Origin of the sequence: Falsiroseomonas algicola (assembly GCF_011040385.1) — a bacterium.
GTDB classification, from domain to species: Bacteria; Pseudomonadota; Alphaproteobacteria; order Acetobacterales; family Acetobacteraceae; genus Falsiroseomonas; species Falsiroseomonas algicola.
Genome location: NZ_JAAIKB010000001.1, coordinates 148,177 through 168,485 on the forward strand (window position 1 = coordinate 148,177; position 20,309 = coordinate 168,485).

Annotated in this window: 15 protein-coding genes; 8 read left to right on the top strand and 7 right to left on the bottom strand. The window is 71.3% G+C overall.

Translation table 11 applies throughout. The annotated features are described in order from the left end of the window. Window positions 1-2: 2 nt before the first annotated feature. From bcsA to G3576_RS00735, 3 genes are read right to left on the bottom strand one after another with little or no spacing between them, the layout of a single operon-like run. Complete coding sequence (gene bcsA / locus G3576_RS32150; protein WP_164692407.1) at window positions 3-4,667, bottom strand: UDP-forming cellulose synthase catalytic subunit; 4,665 nt, start codon at window positions 4,665-4,667, stop codon at window positions 3-5. Then, entirely contained in the window at window positions 4,664-5,494 is an 831-nt protein-coding gene (locus tag G3576_RS00730) for a cellulose synthase operon protein YhjQ/BcsQ (protein WP_164692408.1), read from the bottom strand. Before G3576_RS00730 ends, bcsA begins: the two co-directional genes overlap by 4 nt. An 18-nt stretch (window positions 5,495-5,512) precedes the next feature. Further along, entirely contained in the window at window positions 5,513-6,130 is a 618-nt protein-coding gene (locus G3576_RS00735; RefSeq protein WP_164692409.1) for a hypothetical protein, read from the bottom strand. 1,081 nt (window positions 6,131-7,211) lie between these two features. Between G3576_RS00735 and G3576_RS00740 the strand changes: the two genes are divergently transcribed. Further along, a complete protein-coding gene (locus tag G3576_RS00740; protein WP_164692410.1) occupies window positions 7,212-8,225 on the top strand; it encodes a lipid A deacylase LpxR family protein in 1,014 nt (337 codons plus the stop codon). Between the two features lie 30 nt (window positions 8,226-8,255). Here the strand turns inward: G3576_RS00740 and G3576_RS00745 are convergent, their stop codons facing one another. From G3576_RS00745 to G3576_RS00760, 4 genes are all read right to left on the bottom strand, one after another. Next, entirely contained in the window at window positions 8,256-9,137 is an 882-nt protein-coding gene (locus G3576_RS00745) for an SRPBCC family protein (RefSeq protein ID WP_164692411.1), read from the bottom strand. Window positions 9,138-9,295: 158 nt separating this feature from the next. Continuing rightward, the gene (locus tag G3576_RS00750; protein WP_235951337.1) at window positions 9,296-10,786 is read right to left on the bottom strand and encodes a lyase family protein; all 1,491 of its coding nucleotides are present in this window, start codon (window positions 10,784-10,786) and stop codon (window positions 9,296-9,298) included. Between the two features lie 64 nt (window positions 10,787-10,850). Then, a complete protein-coding gene (locus G3576_RS00755) occupies window positions 10,851-11,732 on the bottom strand; it encodes a LysR family transcriptional regulator (protein ID WP_164692413.1) in 882 nt (293 codons plus the stop codon). Window positions 11,733-11,753: 21 nt separating this feature from the next. After that, window positions 11,754-12,104 carry a hypothetical protein gene (locus G3576_RS00760; protein ID WP_164692414.1) on the bottom strand — a complete coding sequence of 117 codons (351 nt, stop codon included), beginning with the start codon at window positions 12,102-12,104 and terminating at the stop codon, window positions 11,754-11,756. 169 nt (window positions 12,105-12,273) lie between these two features. Between G3576_RS00760 and G3576_RS00765 the strand changes: the two genes are divergently transcribed. Genes G3576_RS00765 through metG form a run of 7 tightly spaced genes read left to right on the top strand, consistent with a single transcriptional unit; the run spans window position 12,274 to window position 20,309 of the window. Then, entirely contained in the window at window positions 12,274-13,743 is a 1,470-nt protein-coding gene (locus tag G3576_RS00765; protein ID WP_164692415.1) for an amidohydrolase family protein, read from the top strand. Window positions 13,744-13,798: 55 nt separating this feature from the next. Continuing rightward, window positions 13,799-14,770, top strand: coding sequence for a lytic murein transglycosylase (locus G3576_RS00770; protein ID WP_164692416.1), 972 nt, complete (start codon window positions 13,799-13,801; stop codon window positions 14,768-14,770). Between the two features lie 2 nt (window positions 14,771-14,772). After that, entirely contained in the window at window positions 14,773-15,678 is a 906-nt protein-coding gene (locus G3576_RS00775; RefSeq protein ID WP_207622594.1) for a septal ring lytic transglycosylase RlpA family protein, read from the top strand. Window positions 15,679-15,711: 33 nt separating this feature from the next. Continuing rightward, on the top strand, window positions 15,712-16,926 hold the full coding sequence (locus tag G3576_RS00780; RefSeq protein ID WP_164692417.1) for a D-alanyl-D-alanine carboxypeptidase family protein: 1,215 nt from the start codon (window positions 15,712-15,714) through the stop codon (window positions 16,924-16,926). Between the two features lie 43 nt (window positions 16,927-16,969). Further along, complete coding sequence (gene tmk / locus G3576_RS00785) at window positions 16,970-17,596, top strand: dTMP kinase (protein WP_164692418.1); 627 nt, start codon at window positions 16,970-16,972, stop codon at window positions 17,594-17,596. Then, complete coding sequence (locus G3576_RS00790) at window positions 17,593-18,660, top strand: DNA polymerase III subunit delta' (protein ID WP_164692419.1); 1,068 nt, start codon at window positions 17,593-17,595, stop codon at window positions 18,658-18,660. Before tmk ends, G3576_RS00790 begins: the two co-directional genes overlap by 4 nt. A 23-nt stretch (window positions 18,661-18,683) precedes the next feature. Then, window positions 18,684-20,309, top strand: a complete 1,626-nt coding sequence (metG, locus tag G3576_RS00795; protein WP_164692420.1) for a methionine--tRNA ligase — start codon at window positions 18,684-18,686, stop codon at window positions 20,307-20,309.

Genomic DNA, 20,309 nt, shown 5'->3' on the forward strand with positions numbered 1-20,309 from the left:
TCTCAGTGGTCCTTCGGCGTTCGCGCACGCAGCCGCATGGCGGAGCGTCGACGCAGCATCCAGGCGGAGGGTAGCGCCAGCAGCAGGGCCGCCGCCAGCATCAGCAGGCCGACGCGCCAGGGCGATTCATCCAGCATCAGGTAGGGCATCATCCAGAAGGGCGGATCGCCGGTGGTGTAGCTGGCATTGGTGCGGAAGGTGGTAACGCGCACGCCGTTCAGCACCGCGAGGTCACCCTGCACCTGGCCCGCCGTGGCGGGGTCCCGCAGCGTGGAGACGGCATTGGCCAGCGCCGCCGGCGTCGCGCCCAGCAGCGCCACGACGGAACGGCCGCCGCCTTCCGGGGCCTCCGTGCCGACGATCACCGCGAGCGACTCACCAACTTCCGTCAGCGCCGCCGCCGCGCGCCGACGCTCCGCGCCCCCAGGCTGGTCCAGGAAGAGCGCACGGATATCGGCCAGCGCATCGGGGGCGGCGATGCTGACCCGGTCCTGGGAGACCTGCACCGGGCTGTTGCGCAGCAGCGTCGCCGCGGCCGGCTGGCGCCCGAAGGTGCCCATCAGGATCAGGTCGCGATTGCCCTGGCTGCCCGCGCCGGTCGGGAAGGCCACCTGCACCCCCGTCGCCGGCAGCCCGACCTTCACCGCCATGGAGCCGATCAGGTCGAGGAAGGCGCCCGTCTCCACCGTGTTCGGCGCTTCCGGCAGGATCACCGTGGTGGCGGAAAGGTCCGCCATGCGCGTGAAGGGAAAGCCGGAGGAGGCGAAGAAGCCGAGCGAGGGCATCCGCGCATAGCGCCAGGCGCGGGAGACATCGACGGTGGAGGTGGGCTCGATGGCGGCGCGGATATCGCCCGGCACGCCGACGCAATCGCCACGCGCGAAGGGGCGCATGTCGAAGCGCATCTGCAGCTCATCCTGCCCCGCCAGCAGGTAGGTCGGGACCATCACCCGCCCGCGCCGCACCGCGGCATCCGGCAGCACCGTGCCCGTGACATAGGGCGCCAGGAAATCGGGCAGCCACCAGCGATCGCCGGGGCCGAGCGGCAGCGACTTCAGGAAGACGCCGGAGATCGAGACATCGAGGCGCGAGGTCGCGACATCCAGGATCGGCCCGCCTGGCGCGCGATACTCGATATCGACCGGAATGCCCCGCCCCGCCCAGGTCAGCAGGTCCGGCGCGGTGCGGAGCGGCATGCGGATGGTGCCGGGCGAATAGCCATAGGCCTGCAGGTCGTTGCGATCGATCCGGCTGCCGAAATCCTCCGGCCGGTCGGGCGCCACCCAGCGCGGCGCGTCATAGGGCCGGCGCGGTGCGACGATGGGCGGGCCGGAGAGGCGCACGGCCTCCCCGCCAAAAGTATCGCCGCCGGCGGCCAGCGCGATGGCAGCCTGGGCGAGTTCCGTCTCCGACCGCCCGCCGATCACCAGCAGCGTGCCATAGGGGTCCGTCGGGTTGGCGATCAGCGCCAGGGTCGGGCCCTCGAAGCGCGGCAGGGTCAGGTTCGGGATGGCATCAGGCTGCGCCGCCAGCACCACCGCATTGCCGCTGGGCGGCACGGAGCGGGAGACGGGGAAGCGCGCCCCGCGGTAATCGGCCTCCACCGCGAAGTAGCTGGCGGCGATCGCCGCCGCCCGCAGCGCGGAGGGCCCGGATTCGGACGCCAAGACGACGGGCAGCGTCAGCGCCTGGCGCAGATTCCGCCGATCGAACAGCGGCTCCGGCAGCCGCGCCAGGTCCCGCTGCGGCACCAGGCGCTCGATCGTCAGCGTCAGGGTCGAGAGGTCGGAGACATTGGCGCTGAGCAGGCCCGAGAGCGGGTCGTTGCATTCCGGCGTGTAGCGCGCGGTGAAGCGGAAGTTCAGCCGGTTCAGCTCCGCGAAGGCCAGCGGATCAAGGTCGAAGCCCACGGGCCCGAAGGCGCCCCGCGCGGGGTCCAGCGGAATGTTGCCAACGAACTGCTCGTTCAGCGTCACCGCGATCTGGGAGAGGGAGGGGATGAGCTGGGCGGAGGAGCCGCCCTGCACGACGAGCCGCGCCTGCGTCACGACCTCGTCGCGGGAGAAGCCGAAAAGCACGCCTTGCAGGTCGGCCGTGCCGCGGAACTGCATCGGGCCCGTCAGGCCGAGTTCGCGCAGCGTGAACCGCGCTTCCCGCGTCGCGGAGGCGATGGCGGCGCTGGCGAAGGGCGAGGCCGCCACGGGCGGCGGCGCGGGCGGCAGGGAAGGGGGCGGCGCGGCCTGGACCGGTGGGGGCGTGGGCTCCGGCAGGGGCTGCGCCTCCACCGCCGGCGCGACCAGCGCCGGTGCGGCCGCAGGCGGCACGAGGCGCACGGGCGGCGGCGCGGCGGGGGCCGGCTGGGCGCGCGTAGCAGGGCGGCTCGGCGGCTGGCCCTGGCCCGTCGCCGGGGCGTTCTGCGCCAGGGCGGGAGCCGTGAGGGCCAGCGCCAGCAGCACGCCGGCCGCCATGTCCTTGGCGCGCTCCGCCGCGCGGCGGGGCCGCACGACATCCGACTTGCGCTCCACCGCCGCGGCCGCCGCGGCGGCCGGCGCCAGGCGCTTCGGCGGCTTGCGCATCTGGAAGCGGTAGCGATGGAACACCGCGTCCCGGGTCGCGCCCACCACATCCTTCAGCGCGCGCAGCGGCTTGTCCTTCGGCCAATGGTCCCAGGCCACCCAGGCATCCGGCCGGCCGAAGAAGACGCGCACCAGCGCCATCTCGTCCCGCATGTCGCTGATCTCGAACCGCACGACGGCCTCATTGTCCTCCCACCGCAGCAGCGTCGCGGGCACTTCCTGCACCTCGCCGCCGCTGTGGAAGGCGATGCGGCACGTCGCCTCATCCGCCACACCGAGCGGCCGCTCCAGCACCAGCCTGGCACCGGAAAGCGAGATGTCGGAGGTGATGGCCGGCATGCGCCGCCCATCCTCCAACACGATCTCGGAGGGGATGTCGGAGCGGATGCGCGCGCGTTCCCGCATCTGCTCCCGCTCCACCCCCACCGCCACGGCGGCGGAGACCGGCACCAGGCAGAGCGTGGCCCAGAGCGTGTTCAGCGCATAGGCCTGGAACTCCAGCGACCCCACCGGCGCGGTGAAGAGGCCGTAGACGCCGATGGAGACGCCCATCAGCAGCAGGCCGAGCAGCACCAGGTTCGGCAGCACGGCCGGCACGTCGAGATAGCCGTGCTCCACCATGCCGCCCTTGTCGGTGACGTTGAACTTGCCCTTCAGCGGGTCCCAGAGCGTGGCGATGGTGACGCGCACGAGCGGGCCAGCGAGCGAGGCCTCGTAGATCTCCGACCAGAAGGAATGCCGGTTGTTGCCGTTCAGCCGCGCGGCCGTGCCGAAGGCATGGATCATGTGGCTGCCGGCATAGGCGATGATGGCGAGGGGCGAGGCGGCGATGATGTTCTCGCCCAGGAACAGGAAGCCGAGCGGCGAGGTGAGGAAGACGATGCGCGGCAGGGCGAAGAGGAAGCTGAAGCCCGCGGTGAAGTAGCAGAGCCGCTGGGTGATGCTCAGCTCCTTGATCATCGGCGTGTTTTCCTGCCGAAGGATCTGGATCATGCCCCGCGCCCAGCGCATGCGCTGGCCGATATGGATCGAAAGGCGTTCCGTCGCGAGGCCGGCGGCCAGCGGCAGGCGGATATAGGCGCTGTGCCAGCCCTTCTTCGCCATCAGCAGGGAGCAGTGGCAATCCTCCGTCACCGTCTGGTGCGGCACGCCGCCGACCTCCATCAGGGCGGAACGGCGGATCAGCGCGCAGCTGCCGCAGAAGAAGGCGGCGTTCCAGAGGTCGTTCCCCGGCTGGATGGCGCCGTAGAACAGAAGGCCTTCATTGGGCACGCGGCGGCGACGCGCCAGGTTCCGCTCGAAGGGATCGGCCGAGTAGAAGTAGTGCGGCGTCTGCACGCAGGCGATGCGCTTGTCCCGCACCAGCCAGCCCGCCGTCATCTGCAGGAAGGCGCGCGTCGGCGCGTGGTCGCAGTCGAAGATGGCGATGTATTCGCCATCGGTGTGCTTCAGCGCGTGGTTGATGTTGCCGGCCTTGGCGCCCTTGTTGTCGGGCCGGATGACGTAGCCGCAGCCCACCTGCTCCGCGAAGTCCCGGAACTCCGGCCGGCGACCGTCATCCAGGATGTAGACGTTCAGCTTGTCCCGCGGCCAGTCGATGTTCATCGCGGCCAGCACCGTCGGCCGCACGATATCGAGGCTTTCGTTGTAGGAGGGCACGTAGACATCGACCGTCGGCCATTCATTCACATCGGCCGGCAGCGGCACCGGCTTGCGGTCGAGCGGCCAGGTGAGCTGGACGTAGGAGAGGAAGAGCAGCGCCGCGGCATAGACCTCCGCCAGCAGCAGGCCGATCGACATCATGCCGCCGAGCACGCTCTCGAACTCGATCGTCTGCGTGACGCGCCAGAAGAGGTAGCGCGAGGTGATGGCAACCGAGAGCATCACCAGGAAGACGGTGACGCGGCGGGAGCGGAAGCGGTTGAGGATGATGAAGGCGCCGGCGCCGAGCAGCGTCAGCACCGCCTGCTGTTCGCCGGCGAGCGGCACGGTGATGACGATCAGCAGGGCGATGGCGCCGAGGGCGATGAGGACGCCCCGCAGCAGCCGCCCCGGCAGCGGCAGCGTTCCTTCCGTGGCAGCGCGGATCAACGGCGCAGCCCCCAGGAGGTGAGGGCCGAGAAGCTGGGCCGGCCGCGATCCTTCTCCACCGGCGGCGCGCCGAGGTCGAGGCGCTTGGCCAGCGTTTCCGCCAGCAGCGCGATATCCTCCGACCCCGGGCCGACGCCTTCCACCGGCAGGCGGCGATCGGCCAGCGCCTCCGCCACCGCGGGGTCGCGCGCCACGGCGCTGACGGGGCGTTCCCCCATGGCCTGCTGCGCGAATTCCAGCACCGCATCCGACAGCGGCGCGCCGAGATCCACCTGGTTCAACACCAGCATCGCCTTCAGCGCGGCGCGCGACGCCAAAGTCCCGCGGCCGAGGAAGCGGCCGCTGGCGACGGAGGGGATGAGGGAGGCCGAGCCGCTATCGGCCAGCAGCACCACGCAGATGACATCCGCCAGCGGCAGCACGGCCGAAAGGGCCGGGGAGGGGCCGGGCGCGGCATCGACGATGACGACGCGGCCGGGGGCCGACACCATCTCCCGCACCTGCTGGCCGAGCAGGTCCGGGCGTTCCAGCAGCAGCCGCGTCAGATCGAGCGAGGCCTTGGGCTCGGTATGGCCATGCGGCAGCAGGCCGACGCCGGCGCGCGTCTGGCGGAGCGCCTCCTGCCAGCGGAGCCCGTCGGGCAGCCCCGCCAGGAAGCCCGATTCCTCATGGATCGGCACGCCGAGATGGAGGCGGAGCGCATTCTGCGGATCGAGGTCGAGGGCGATGACCTCCGCCCCCCGCGCGGCGAGGACGGCGGAAACGCTGGCGGCCAGGGTCGTCTTGCCGACACCCCCCTTGGGCGAAACGAAGGCGATGAGCGGCATGGAAAATTCGGACTCGCTTCAGGATCGGCCGTGGGGTGGCGTTGTGGGGGCGCGGCGGTCTTGACCCCCGGGTTGCCGGGCGGCGGGCGGGGCAATCTCGTCGAGCAAGGCGAAGCGCCGCGGCGGCGCATCCCGCTTCGGGGGCGGCGGCGGCGCGGCGCGGCGATCGGGGGGCATGCGATGCTCACGGCCCCGGAAGGCGATGAGGGGGTCGAGGCTGTCGGGGGCTGGCAGCACGACGGGCGGCCGCCCGCTCGGCCGTGTGGGCCGGGCGGCGGCCGCCATCACGGGTGCGTCCGGTGGCGGCAGCGTCACGGGCGCGCGGCGCGCCGGCAGGGTGAAGGCGGGCGCCTGATCCTCCGGCGGCTGGGCCAGGCGGATCGGCGGGGAGGCCGGGGCAGGCAGTGGCGGCAGCGGGGCCAGCGGCGGCGCGGGAAGGGGCGTGCTGGCCGGTGCGGGAGGGCTTTCCGGCGCCATGGCGACAGCCGCCGGCATCTCCGGCTCGCTGGCCGGATCCTCCTCCGCCTCCGCGACGACCGCCTTCGGGAGGATGACGATCTCCGGTGCGGCGAAAGCCCGATAGCTGAAGTGGCGCAGGCCGCAGGCGGCGGTCAGGCGCTCGATGTGGCTTTCCATCCCAACCTCCGCGCGGTGCACACCGCTGGGACTCGTCTACTCTCTTTGCCGTGAATCCACGCAGAGCGTCAAACATCTGATGCCGTTGCATCCTCCGCGTGCAAAGGCGCCTTCGAAACCCGCCGGGCGGGGGTGGCGGCGTGGCCGGGTCGCGATGCGAAGCCGGCCGTGGGCGCGCCCGTGCTGCTGATTGCACAACGCGACTCGCGCTTGCGTCACGTCGGCGATCACCTGGCATGGTGCGGTCATGGAGCCTTTCGCGGTCCGGACTGCCGGCAATTTCCATTCAGCGCGACTATTCCGGGAAACGGGAAAAATCCTGGTATCCATGGCGCCATTTCTCGATCCTTCGCGTCTATGGCGATGTGGCGCTGAAAACAGACCACCGGAGGTTGCCAATCTCTGCCAGTGATCACCGTGCGAGCGTGGGATCGCTGCCGGGTACACCGTTGGTTACGACGCCACCATAGGCGTGTCCTCTCGAATTTGTGAACATCAGAAATTGAGACAATGCCGCCGATCCGGGACGGGGCGTTCGCCAAAGCGTCGCCGAACGCGACCAATCTTCGCGGCGATGAGCACGCTGGAGGACCGGCCCATTGGCGCCAGGCTGGATGATCCTCCGCCGCCACCGCGGTGCGTCGTCCCGCTCTGGGGCGATGAGCCGCCGGAATCGGAGGGCCGCTGGCGCCAGGGGCACGGCCTCGATATGCCCCTCACCGCGGCCGCTGCCACCATCGACGACGTCGCGGATTTGCTGGCGCTCGACCTCCGGTCCCGCGACGATGAGCCGTTGGCGCCTCGTAGATCCTAAAAATACCAGGGATACTACGGATTATGCCGTTTATGCGCGTTTAGCACCGATTTCGCGGGTGCCGTCCCCGAACCGGCGGTGGATGGCGATGGACGCAGGCGTGCCGGTGACGGCCAGAACATAGTGGCAACAGAACGCAGGCGCCAGCGAAATCGGGGGTCGCCACTCTGGCCCTCACGATCCCGACAGGGCGATCGGGCCGGGGAAGCCTTCGCGGCCTGGTTGGGTTATGCCGGCGCTCGCCTCCCCGATCGGATCGCCCGCCGCATGCGCCACCTCCTGCTCCCCCTCCTGCTCCTCGCCGCACCTGCCCTGGCGCAGACGCCGCCGGTGGCGGTGGTGCCGCCCGCGCCGCCCGTGCCAGACCCTCGCGGCAGCTTCACCTTCAACTACGAGAACGACACGCTGGCCGGCACCGACCGCTACTACACCAGCGGCGTGCAGTTCGCCTGGCGATCGCCCTCCACCGAGCTGCCGGGGCTTCTCCGCTTCCTGGATGGCCAGCTCGATGCGCTGCTCGGCCCGGGGGAGGTGCGCTGGGGCTTCGGCCTGGGCCACGCCATCTACACGCCGCGCGACACGCTCTCCCCCATCCCGGACCCGACCGACCGGCCCTATGCCGGGCATCTCTACGGCGCGCTGGTGCTGCAGCGGGATGAGGGCTTCGCGCTGTCCACGCTGGAGCTCCAGGCGGGCGTGGTGGGCCCCTCGGCGCTCGGCGAATTCGTGCAGAACAACGTGCACGACCTGATCCGCGACTACTCTGCCAATGGCTGGTCCCGCCAGCTGAAGGACGAGCCGGCGCTGAACATGGTGTTCGAGCGCACCTTCCGCACGCCGGCGCTGCGCATCGGCGGCATCGAGATGGATCTGCTGCCCTCCGCGACGCTCGCGCTTGGCACCGTCAGCACCTATGCCGGGGCGGGGGCGACGCTGCGCATCGGCAATGGGCTGGAGGCCGATTACGGCGCGCCGCGCATCCGCCCGGCGCTGGTGGGCTCCGCCTTCTTCCAGCCGCGGCAGGAATTCGGCTGGTACGCCTTCGTGGGCGGCCAGGGCCGCGCGGTGCTGCGGGATGTGTTCCTGGACGGGAACACCTGGCGGAATGACGGCCCCTCGGTGGACAAGCGCCCCTTCGTCGGCGACCTCTCCGCCGGCTTCGTCGTGCATTGGCAGGGCTTTCGCTTCGCCTACAGCCAGGTGCTGCGGACGGAGGAGTTCTACGGCCAGCGCGGCGGCGCCCAGTCCTTCGGGTCCATCGCGCTCACAGCGCGTTTCTGAGGCCGCGCGCTCACAGCGCGTTTCTGAAGCTCAGCGGGCGAGCGCGAAGCGTTCCAGCTTGCCCAGCGTCTGCTGGCCCAGTTCCGGCGCGCCAAAGCCCTTGGCCGCCTGGAACTCGGCTTCCGTGCTGAACACCATGGCGAGCGTCACGCGGGTGGCCTCGCCTTCCTCCTCGAAGCTCGCCCAGGCATCGGCATGCTTCGGGCCGTTCTCGCCCCAGAGCAGGGTATAGGCGATCCGCGTCTCCGGACGGACATCGCGGTAGAGGTGGTGGTTCGGATAGACGGTGCCGTCCGGCCCGATCATGTCGAAGACCCATTCGCCACCGTCCCGCAGGTCGATGCGGGTGGTGCGGCAGCTGAAGCCCTCCGGCCCCCACCACAGCGGCAGCGTCTCCGGGTTCATCCAGCAGGACCAGACCAGGCGGCGCGGCGCGCGGATCACGCGTTCCAGCACCATCGTCCGGGCGGCGACGCCGGCCAGGTTGGAAAGCCCGGCCTCGAAGCCCTGGCGGTAGCCCGCGGCCATGTCGGCGGCGAGGGAGGCGAGCTGGACCGTCACCTCGATCCGGCTGCTCTCCCCTCCGCCGGAGAGCGCGGCCGTGACCAGCGCAGCCGACTGCGTGACGCCGCCTTCAGAGATCACCTCGGAATTCACGCTGCGGGCCTGCGGCACCAGGTCGAGCCAGCCGACCTCGCAGCGTATGTCGGGCTGGCCCTGAACCTTGCAGAGCGAGACCTCCCGCCCGCCCGGCCGCGTCTCCGCCTCCAGGAACTCGACCGTGACCTCGGGGGAGGGCGCGGCCCAGACCGCGCGGGCAGCGGGCGCCGTCCAGGCCTGCCACAGCGTGGCGACAGGGGCGGCGACGTCGCGGGCGAAGGTGAGGGTGGTGAAGCGGGCGGGCGGGGTCATGCGAGGGGCGCCTTACGGGAAGAGACACTTAGGTAAACGACTAACCATCAGGGCGCCAGACGGGGCGGGCTTCACCGATCCGTGGGGAAGGCGCTGCCTTCCCCACACCCCATCCGCCCGAAGTGGACATTTGGGAGGCAGAGCCTCCTGGACCGTCGTCAGTTGGCGCGGGCCAGGACCTGGGCGAAATCGGCGTCGAGCCGCGCGATGGCGGCATCGATGCGGGCGCGCTGGCCGGTGGCCCAGGCCTGGTGCTCCGCCAGGCGGGCGCGCGCGCCGGCCAGCATGCGCGTCATCTCCGCGGGCTGCGGGCCGCCCGGCGTGGCACGGGCGCGGATGATGGCGGCGGGGTCGAGCGCGGCGCGGAAGGCCTGCTCCGTCATCGGCAACTCGCCCTCCGGGAGGCCCATCTCATGCAGCACCTCCCCATAGATCCGCTGCGCCTCCGCATAGGGGAAGTCGCTCGGGCGATAGTCGCGGGACTTGGCGACATCGACGATGACGCTGGCGACGTGGTGGCCGACGCGGAAGGGCAGGCGGTGCTCCCGCATCAGCACATCCGCGATCTCCTGCGACGCGGTCCAGTCGAGGTCCAGCTCCTCCAGCGCGCGCTCCCGGCTGAGGACGAGGGCGCGCATCACGCGGTCCCACTGTTCCAGCAGCCGTGTGGTGCCGGCGGTCAGCGCGACGTTGTCGGCCACGCTCTTCGGGTCGTTCATTCCGGGCGGGATGTTGTGGGCGGCGATGGTGCGGCCGGTGGCGAGCGTGACCACCATGCTCGCCTGGCGGCGCACATCGTTCAGCAGGCCGGGGTTCCGCTTCTGCGGCATGGCGGAGGAGACGTAGGTGTTGCCATCGCCCTCCGCCAGCAGCAGCCAGGGGCGGGGCTGCGCATACTGCGTCATGACATCGGCGATATAGGCGCCGACATGGATCGCGATGCTCGTCGAGACGGCGCCGAGCTCGACCGGGATCTCGGCGGCCAGGATCTGCGCGGCGTCATAGGCATTCTCGATGGTGGCGGGGAAGCCGAGATAGGCGCCCATGCGATCCCGGTTCAGCGGCCAGCTGGTGCCGTTCAGCACCGTGGTGCCCATGGGGGAGAGGTCGAGCCGCGCATAGGCCTGGCGCAGGCGCTGCATGTCGCGCTCCAGCCCCGCGACATGGCCGAGCAGATAGTGGCCATAGCTGTTGGGCTGGGCGGCGACGCCGTTGGTGTAGTTCGGCACGATGGTGTCGCGATGCCGCTCCGCATTGTCGATCATGGTCTGCGTCGCGCGATGCAGCGCGCCGGCGACGCGCAGCAGCTCCTCCCGCAGCATGGCGGCCCGCACCGTCGTCAGCATGTCCTGGGAGGAGCGGCCGGCATGGATCAGCGTGGCCTCGACCCCCGCGGCCTCGATCAACAGCGGCTCGAAGGTGATGACGAGGTTGGGGCGGCGCCCGCCGGGGCGGCCGCCGGCATCGATCACGGTCTGCAGGCCGCGGGCGATGCGCGGGGCGAGGGCGGGGTCGAGCAGCCCTTCCTCGCTGTTGATGACCACGCTGGCCTTGTTGGTCTGGCCGATCCAGTAGAACTCGTCCCGCCGCGGCGCGGGTTGCGCCAGGGCCTCCGTCGCCATCGCGCCCGCGATGATCGCTGCCGTCATGAAATGCCTCATCCCCGCTGGTCCTCCCCGTTCCCGGGCATCGGGCGCGCCGCCGCCGGCGCCGTCAAGCACCGCCCATCAGCGCGCTTCTCTGGCGGTGGAACAGCGCGGCCACCGCATCGGCGACGGCGCGGATGGCGGGGACATCGGCCAGGTCCTCATGGATGAGCAGGTAGGCATCCTCATCCGTCTCCGGCGGGAAGGACGCCACGCGCACCAGTGCGCCGGTCGCATCCGCCGGCGCGCAGGGCAGCACCGCCATGCCGAGCCCGGCCAGGCAGGCGCGGAGCCGGATCGGCGTGTCGTCCAGCACCGCGACCGGCGGGCGGTCCCCCACCACCGCGTGCAGCGCGGCGACGGTGCGGGACTGCGCGGCCGGGCGCGCGAGGCCGATGAAGGGCAGGGTGGTGACATCCGGCGCCACGCCCTCCGCCAGCAGCGATCGCGCGGCGTAGAGGGCGACGCGGACGCGGGCCAGGCGACGCATCACCAGGCGCCCACCCTCCGGCGGGTCCCGCATGCGGATGGCGATTTCCGCTTCGCGGCGGGCCAGCGACAGGATGGCGCGCGATGGCAGCAGGGAGATGACGATGCCGGGCGTGGCCGCCGCCAGCGCCGCCATGTGGTCCACCAGCACCAGGCCCATGGAGGCCGTCGCGGTGATGCGCACCACCTCTGTCTCCCGCGCCGCCGCCGCGCGGCGGATGGCGTCGGCCCCGCTGCCCATCTGGCCGAGCGCCGCCATGATGCGCTCGCCGCGCCGGGTCAGGCGCAGGCCTTCGGGGCGGCGTTCCAGCAGCGGCTCCCCGGCCCAGGCTTCGAAGGCCTCCACCCGGCGGCTGGCCGTGGCGGTGGAAAGGCCGAGCTTCGCCGCGCCCTTGCGCCAGGACCCGGCCTCCACCACCGCGGCGAAGACCTTGGCATCGTCCCAGGAGAAGTCGCGCATGGCGGTGGTCGGCGCCTTCGGTCAGCGGTCGAGGGAGCGGAGGGCCGCGTCCAGCACCCAGCCATGCGGCCAGCGGGCTGGGGCCGGGGCGCGGTCGGCATCCGGCAATTGCCAGGGGGAAGCGTAGACCGGCCGGCGCAGCGCACGGAAGACGGCGTTCAGCGTCGGCGCGCCGGGCAGTAGCGCGGCATCCGCCGCTTCCGCCAGGCGGCGGGCGACCGGCGCGGCGGGGCCGCCTTCCGCCAATGCCGCCTCCAGCGCCGCGGCGTCCAGCGGCAGGTGGCCGGCGCGGCGCAGCACGGCCGCATCGCGCCGCCACAGCGCCTCATCCGCCGCCGAAAGCAGCACCAGCATCCCGGGCTGTCGCATCATCCTGTCCCCTTCCGTTGCGGGCGCGAGGATGAAGGGCGGGGCAGGGGGGCGCGACGTCCATTGCCGAAACGCCGCGTTACGCGCTTGACGATGCAATCGGTTGCTTGGTAACAGATGGTCGCCGGAGCCGCGACGCGGAACGGCGGGAAGAGACGGGCCCTAACGAACAATGAATGACGTATCCGATGCCAACGGCCTCGGCCGCCGCGCGATCTTCGCCGCGGCAGCCGGGGCCGCAACTCTTTCGGCCGTTCCGGCGGCGCCGCGGGCGCAGACCGCCCCCGACCCCGCCAGGCCCCTCCTGATCCGTGGCGCCCATGTGCTGTCCATGGACAGCCAGGTCGGCGACTTGCCGCTGGGCGACATCCTGATCGAGCGCGGCACCATCCGCGCCGTGGCGCCCAACATCGAGGCCGCGGGCGCGCAGGTGATCGATGGCGCCGGGCGCATCGCCATGCCGGGCATGGTGAACGGCCACATCCACCTGGCGCAGACCATGCAGCGGGGGCTGTCCACCGAGCATTCCTTCGTCGGCTATTTCCAGACCATCGTGCTGCGCCATTCCAACCGGATGACGCCCGCCGATGTGAAGCTGGCCGACCAGGCCGGCGCGCTGGAGCAGATGGCCGCCGGCGTCACCACGGTGATGGACTGGTCGCGGGAGACCATGAGCCCCGACCACGCCGATGCGGCGATCGAGGGGCTGGAGGCCGCCGGCATCCGCGCCGTGCTGGCCTATACCGCGCCGCCGATCCCGCAAGGCACCGATGCGGCCGCGATCCATGGCCGGATGGTGGACCATGCCAAGGCGCTGAAGGCGGGGAAGCTGGCGGCGTCCGACGGGCTGATCCAGCTCTGGACCTGCCTGCAGGGCCCGGATTTCACGCCGCTGGAGCCGGCGCTGGTCGATATGCGCCGCCTGGCGGAGATCGGCGTGCCCATCGCGATCCACACCGGCGCCAGCATCTATGCCAACCGCAAGCCGCGCCTGCTGGCGCAGCTGGATGCGGCGGGGCTGCTGAACGATCGCCTGCAGATCGTCCACGCCAACAACCACGAGGATGACGAGTACAAGCTGGCGGCCGACAAGGGCGTCATGCTGGCCTCGACCCCGGAGGTCGAGCTGCGGATGGGCCATGGCCATCCCTCGATGTTCAAGGCGGCCGCGGCGGGGATGCGGGTGTCCGTCGGCACGGACATCCCCTCCATGGTCGGCGGCGGGCTGCTGCCGCAGCTCCGCGTCGCCATGGCGGCGGAGCTGCACCGGCTGAACCTGATCGCCATCGCGGCGACGCGGACGGTGGCGCAGACGCCGCCGGTGACGGCGCGGCAGATGCTGGAATTCGCGACCATCGGCGGCGCGAAGGGCCTTGGCCTGGATCGCGTCACGGGCAGCATCACGCCGGGCAAGCGGGCGGACCTGCTGCTGGTCCGGGCCGACCAGCCGCTGACCGCGCCACTCAGTGATCCCGCGGGCCTGGTGCTGCTGCAGGCCAGCGCCGGGGACATCGATACCGTCATCGTCGATGGCCGCATCCGCAAGCAGGGCGGGCGGCTGGTGGATGAGGGGGCGCCCGCGATCTTCCGCCGGCTGCAGGACCGGGCGGAGGAGATGGCCGCCGCCGCCTCTCGCGGCTGACACCATCGCAACCGTGCGTTGCCCTGGCGGCGCTGGCTGTGGCAAGCAGCGCCGCATGGTCCCGACACGGCGAGTCATCCTTTCCGCGGCCTCGGCCGCCCTTCTGGTCCCGGGCGCTGCGCGCGCGGCGTCACAGAGTTTCGAGGCCTTCCTCGATGGGGTGCGCAGCGAGGCGCGGCGGCAGGGCGTTTCCGCCGCCACGCTGAACCGCGCGCTGACCGGCATCCGCGCCAATGACCGGGTGCTGGAACTGGACCGGCGGCAGCCCGAATTCACCCAGACCTGGGAACAGTATCGCGACGCCCGCCTCTCCCAGACCCGGATCGATGCGGGGCGCCGCGCCTTCGCCGACAACCGCGCGACGCTGGAAGCGGTGCAGGGGCGGTTCAAGGTCTCGCCCCGCGTGGTCGTCGCGATCTGGGGGCTGGAGACGAACTACGGCGGCTTCACCGGCAACTTTAACGTGGTGGAGAGCCTGGCGACGCTGGCCTGGGATGGCCGCCGCGCGACCTATTTCCGCAATGAGCTGATGGCGGCGCTCAAGATCCTCGATGCCGGGCATGTCGCGGCCGACCGCATGCGCGGCAGCTGGGCGGGCGCGATGGGCCATCCCCAGTTCATGCCGAGCAATTTCGATCGCCTGGCCGTGGACATGGATGGCGATGGCCGGCGGGACATCTGGGACAACCGCGCGGATGCGCTGGGCTCCATCGGCAACTACCTGGCCCGTTCCGGCTGGCGGGAGGAGGAGCTGTGGGGGCGGGAGGTGATCCTGCCGCCCGGCTTCAACCCCGAGGAGGCGCGGCGGGAGAACACCAAGCCGCTGCGGGAATGGGTGCGGATGGGCGTGCGGCGGCCGGATGGTTCCTCCCTGCCGGCGCTCGACATGGAAGCGGCGATCATCACGCCGGGGGGCGCGGGCGGGCAGGCCTTCGCCGTCTACCACAACTTCAATGTCATCCGGCGCTACAACCCCTCCAACTTCTACGCCCTCGCCGTGGGCATGCTGTCGGATCGCGTGGCCTGACCATGCGCGGGCTGGCCTTCCTGGCGTTGCTGGCGCTGGCCGGCTGCGCGCGCACGCCGCCCCTGCCGGCCGCGCAGCCCCGCTATGTCGTGGGCGAGCCCTACCAGATCGGCGGCGTCTGGTCCTACCCGCGCGAGGATTTTTCACTGGTCCAGACGGGCCTTGCGGCCGTCATCGCCGACCAGCGGGTGGGAAGGCGGACGGCCAATGGGGAGATCCATGACCCGACGGCGATGGTCGCGGCGCATCGCACGCTGCAGATGCCGGCGGTGGTGACCGTCACCAACCTGGAGAACGGGTTGCAGACGCAGGTCCGCGTGAACGATCGCGGGCCCGCCAATGCCGGGCGGGTCATCGACCTCTCGCGCCGCGCAGCGGAACTGCTCGGCATCCGCCCCGGCGGCACGGCGCAGGTAAGAGTGGAGGTGGTGGGGGAGCAGAGCCGCGGCCTTTCCGCCGCGCTGCCAAGCACGGAGGGCGCGCAATTGCAGATCGCCGCCGCGCCCGTCGCCTCCGTGCAGCGGGAGGATCTCGCCCCGCCCAGCGGCGCGACACAGGCCGCGAGGGTGCGGGAGGCAAGGCGCCTGCCGGGCGATGGCCGCGCGGGCGTGGCGGAGCAGGCGGCGGTCAGCACGGCGCCGGACCGGCTGCCGGAACGCGTCACGCGCGTCGCGGCCATGCCGGGGCGGCTGTATGTGGAGGGCGCCACCTTCTCCCGCCGCGACATGGCGGACCGCCAGGCGGCGCGGCTCTTCGGGCTGCGGCCGGTGGTGGAGGCGCAGGGCCCGCGCGGACGGCAGACGTTCCGCGTGCGGATGGGCCCCTTCAACTCCGTGGCCGAGGCCGACAGGGCGCTTGAGGGAAGCCTGCGCGCGGGGGTATCGGAGGCTCGCATCCTCGTGGACTAGGACCGCGAGTCGGACAGGAAAGACGCGCCAACCATGCGCCGCCGAGACATCATGGGGGCCGCCGCCGGCCTCGCCACCGGGCTTCACGCGCTGGATGCGGCCGCGCAGCAGCGCCCCGCGGCCCAGCCCGCGCGCCCGCCCCGCCAGCCCGCGCCGCCGCCCTCCACCCCCGCCAACACGCCGCTCGGCCCCGTCGATACCGTGGCGCGTCACGCATTGATCGTCGATTTCGACACCGGCGCGGTGCTGCTGGAGAAGGCGGCGGATGACCGCATGCCGCCGTCCTCCATGTCGAAGCTCATGACGATGTATGTCGTCTTCGACCTGCTGAAGCAGGGTCGCCTCCGGCTCGACCAGCAGCTGCCGGTCAGCGAGCGCGCATGGCGGATGGGCGGGTCCAAGATGTTCGTGCAGATCGGCACGACCGTCAGCGTGGAGAACCTGGCCCGCGGCGTCATCGTGCAGTCCGGCAACGATGCCTGCATCGTGCTGGCGGAGGGCATCAGCGGGTCGGAGACGCAATTCGCGGAGCTGATGAACGAGACGGCGCGGCGCATCGGCCTGCGGTCCAGCACTTTCCGCAACGCGACCGGCTGGCCCGACCCCGAACACCGCATGACCAGCCGCGACCTGGCCACGCTGGCCCGGCGGATCATCACCGACTTCCCGGAATACTACCGCTTCTACAACGAACGCAGCTTCCGCTGGAACGACATCAGCCAGGAGAACCGCAATCCCGCGCTCGGCCGCGTGGCCGGCGCCGACGGCCTCAAGACCGGGCATACGGAGGAGGCGGGCTATGGCCTCACGGCCTCTGCCATGCGCGGCAACCGGCGCCTGATCCTGGTGGTGAACGGCCTCGGCTCCATGCGGCAGCGGGCGGAGGAGAGCGAGCGGCTGTTCGAATGGGCCTTCCGGGAGTTCGAGAATGTCGTCGTCTTCCGCGCCGCCGATACGGTGGAGGAAGTGCCGGTCTATCTGGGTGAGCGCCCCACCGTGCCGCTGGTGGCGGGGCGGGACCTGGTGCTGACCCTGCCGCGGCAGTGGCGCCGGAACCTGCAGGTGCGGGTGCGCTTCGATGCGCCGGTGCCGGCGCCGGTGACCAAGGGGCAGGGGATCGGCACGTTGCTGATTGGCGGGCAGGGGGTGCCGGAGATGACGGTGCCGCTGATCGCCGGCGCCGATGTGGACAAGCTCGGGCTCTTCCCGCGCATCCCGGCGGTGATCGGGCGCTGGTTCGGCAGCTGATGAGGGCTTGAGCCGCGGGCGTTAAGGCGCGACACCGCGCGGCATGATCACGCGCGGCCGATTCATCACCTTCGAGGGCGGCGAGGGCGGGGGGAAGTCCACCCAGGCCCGGCGCCTCGCCGCGAATCTCTGCGCCCGTGGCCTGCCCGTGCTGGTGACTCGGGAGCCCGGCGGCGCGCCGGGGGCGGAGGCGATCCGCCAGGTGCTGCTGGGCGGGCAGGGGCTGGACCCGGTGGCGGAGGCGATGCTGCTCTTCGCCGGGCGCCGCGAACACGCGGTGCAGACGATCCGACCGGCGCTGGAGGCCGGCATCTGGGTGGTCTGCGACCGCTTCGCGGACAGCACCCTGGCCTACCAGGTGCACGGCCTCGGCATGCCCCGCGCCACCTTCGACACGCTGGCGGCCCTGGCGCTGGAGGGGCTGCGGCCGGATCTGACGCTGATCCTCGATGCGCCGGAAGCCATCGGCATGCGGCGCGCCATGGCGCGCGGCGTGGCGGCGGACCGGTATGAACGCCTCGACGCCGCCTTCCATGCGCGGGTGCGGGCGGGCTTCCTGGCGCTGGCGCGCGCCGAGGCCGATCGCTGCGCGGTGGTGGATGCGACGGCGCCGGTGGATGCCGTGACGACCGCGGTCGCGGCGGTGGTCGCGGAACGCCTGCTGCCATGAGTCGCGCCCCCCGCGCGACCAAGGCGGTGGAGGTGGAGGAGGATCCCGACCTTCCCGTCCGCTCCAACCCCGACCTGCTCGGCCACGACCACGCCGCCGCGACGCTGGAGAAAGCCGCGCGGTCCGGCCGCCTGCCGCATGCCTGGATGGCGGCCGGCCCGCCCGGCATCGGCAAGGCGACGCTCGGCTACCGCTTCGCGCGCTGGCTGATGGCGGGGATGGCGGAGCGCGATCCCGTGCCGGGCGCCGCCTCGCTGCACCTGCCGGAGGAGCATCCGACCTTCCGCCGCATCGCCGCCGGCGCCCATGCGGACCTTCGCGCGCTGCGCCCGAACACCGGCGATGGCGGCGTGAAGAAGGTGATCCGCGTGGATGATGCCCGCGCGGCCATCCGCTTCATGGCCATGACGCCGGCCGAGGGCGGCTGGCGCTTCGTGCTCGTGGATGGCGCCGAACTCCTGCAGCCCCAGGCCGCCAATGCCCTGCTGAAGACGCTGGAGGAACCTCCGCCGCGCTCCGTCCTGATGCTGACCACGGCGGCGCCGGACCGGCTGCTGCCGACCATCCTGAGCCGGGTACGGCGCCTCGACCTCTCGCCGCTGCCCGATGCGGCGATGGAGACGCTGCTCCGCCGCCTCCAGCCTGACCTCAACCCGACCGAGCGCGACGCGCTGGCGCGCATCGCGCAGGGGTCCCCCGGCCGTGCGCTGATGCTGGCGGAAGGCGAGGGGCTGGCGATCCAGGCCATGGTGGACGAGGTACTGAACGGCCTGGCCCAGGGCGATCGCCGGCGCTGGCATGCGCTGGCCGACGGCGTCGCGGCGAAGCGGGATGGCAGCAGCTTCGCGACCTTCGTGGCGCTGCTGCGGCAGGCCATCTCCTCGGCCGTGCGGTCCGCCGCGCGCGGCCAGGCGCCGCCGCCCTGGCTGGCTTTGCGTCCGCTTGCCGAGTGGTCGACCCTGTGGGATAGCCTCGGGCGCCTCGCGAGCGAGACGGATGGCTTGAGCCTCGACCGCAAGCAGGCGGTGCTGACGGCGCTGGGCTGGCTGACCCCGAAGCGCTGACGCCGATATCCGGAAGACAGACCGTGACATCAACCAGCTACATCACGACACCGATCTACTACGTCAACGACAAGCCGCATATCGGGCATGCCTACTCCACCCTGGCCGCCGATGTCCTGGCGCGGTGGCGCCGGCTGGAGGGGAAGGAGGTCTTCTTCCTGACCGGCACCGATGAGCATGGCCAGAAGGTGCAGAAGGCGGCCGCCGATGCGGGGATGGACCCGCAGGCCTTCACCGACCAGGTCAGCGGCACCTTCCGCGCCCTGTCGCAGGACATGGGCTATTCCATCACCGACTTCATCCGTACCACCGAGCCCCGCCACAAGCGTGCCTGCCAGGCGCTGTGGGAGAAGCTGGCCGCGAATGGCGAGATCTATCTCGGCCATTACGAGGGCTGGTACGCCGTGCGCGACGAGGCCTTCTACGGCCCGGACGAGCTGACGGAACGCGACGGCGTGAAATACGCGCCCTCCGGCGCGCCGGTGGAATGGGTGAGGGAGCCGAGCTACTTCTTCCGCCTCTCCGCCTGGCAGGACCGGCTGCTGGCCTATTACGACGCCAATCCCGACTTCATCCTGCCCGCGAGCCGCCGCAACGAAGTCATTGCTTTCGTTAAGTCCGGGCTCGGCGACCTCTCGATCTCCCGCACCTCCTTCACCTGGGGCGTGAAGGTGCCGGGGGACGAGGCGCATGTGATGTATGTCTGGCTGGATGCGCTGACCAACTACATCACCGCCGCCGGCTATCCCGATGATCCCGAAGCATTCGGGAAGTGGTGGCCGGCGGAGCTGCATATCGTCGGCAAGGACATCCTGCGCTTCCACGCCATCTACTGGCCGGCCTTCCTGATGGCGGCAGGCCTGCCGGTGCCGAAGCGCGTCTTCGCCCATGGCTGGTGGACGGTCGAAGGGCAGAAGATCAGCAAGAGCCTCGGCAACGCCATCGACCCGCGCGGGCTGGTGGAGGAATTCGGCCTCGACGCCGTGCGCTATTTCCTGCTGCGCGAAGTGCCCTTCGGGCAGGACGGCGATTTCTCGCGCGCTGCCCTGGTGAACCGGCTGAATGGCGAGCTGGCGAATGCGCTGGGCAACCTGGCGAACCGCACGCTGTCGCTGATCCAGCGGAATTGCGGTGGCAAGCTACCTGCGCCAGCGCTGTTCGCGGAGCCCAAGCCCGATCAAGGCGTCTCCGGCCTCGCTGCAACTTGGTGGCAGGATGATTGGGAGTTTTTGAGTGCGGGCGGACACGGCGACGTGCCCACAAACGGCGATCTGCCGGCGTCCGACGCACGGCTGGTCACGCAGGTGGCAGCACTTCTCGACGAACAGAAGTTTGACGTCGCCCTGTCACTGATCTTCGCGACCATTCGGGAAGCCAACGGCTACATCACGCGTCAACAGCCGTGGAAACTGAAGAAGGACGGCTTCGACGACCGAGCGGAGCAGGTGCTGCGGCGCCTCCATGATGTTCTGCGCGCAGTTGCGACCGTCCTGCAGCCCTTCATGCCTGACACCATGGCGAAGCTGCTGACGCAGCTCGGCGTGCCGGAGGAGGCGAGGGGGCTCGACCATCTCGCGACTCCCCTGCCCGCCGGCCTGCCCCTGCCGGCGCCGGAGCCGCTGTTCAAGAAGGTCGAGGCGGCCGCCTGA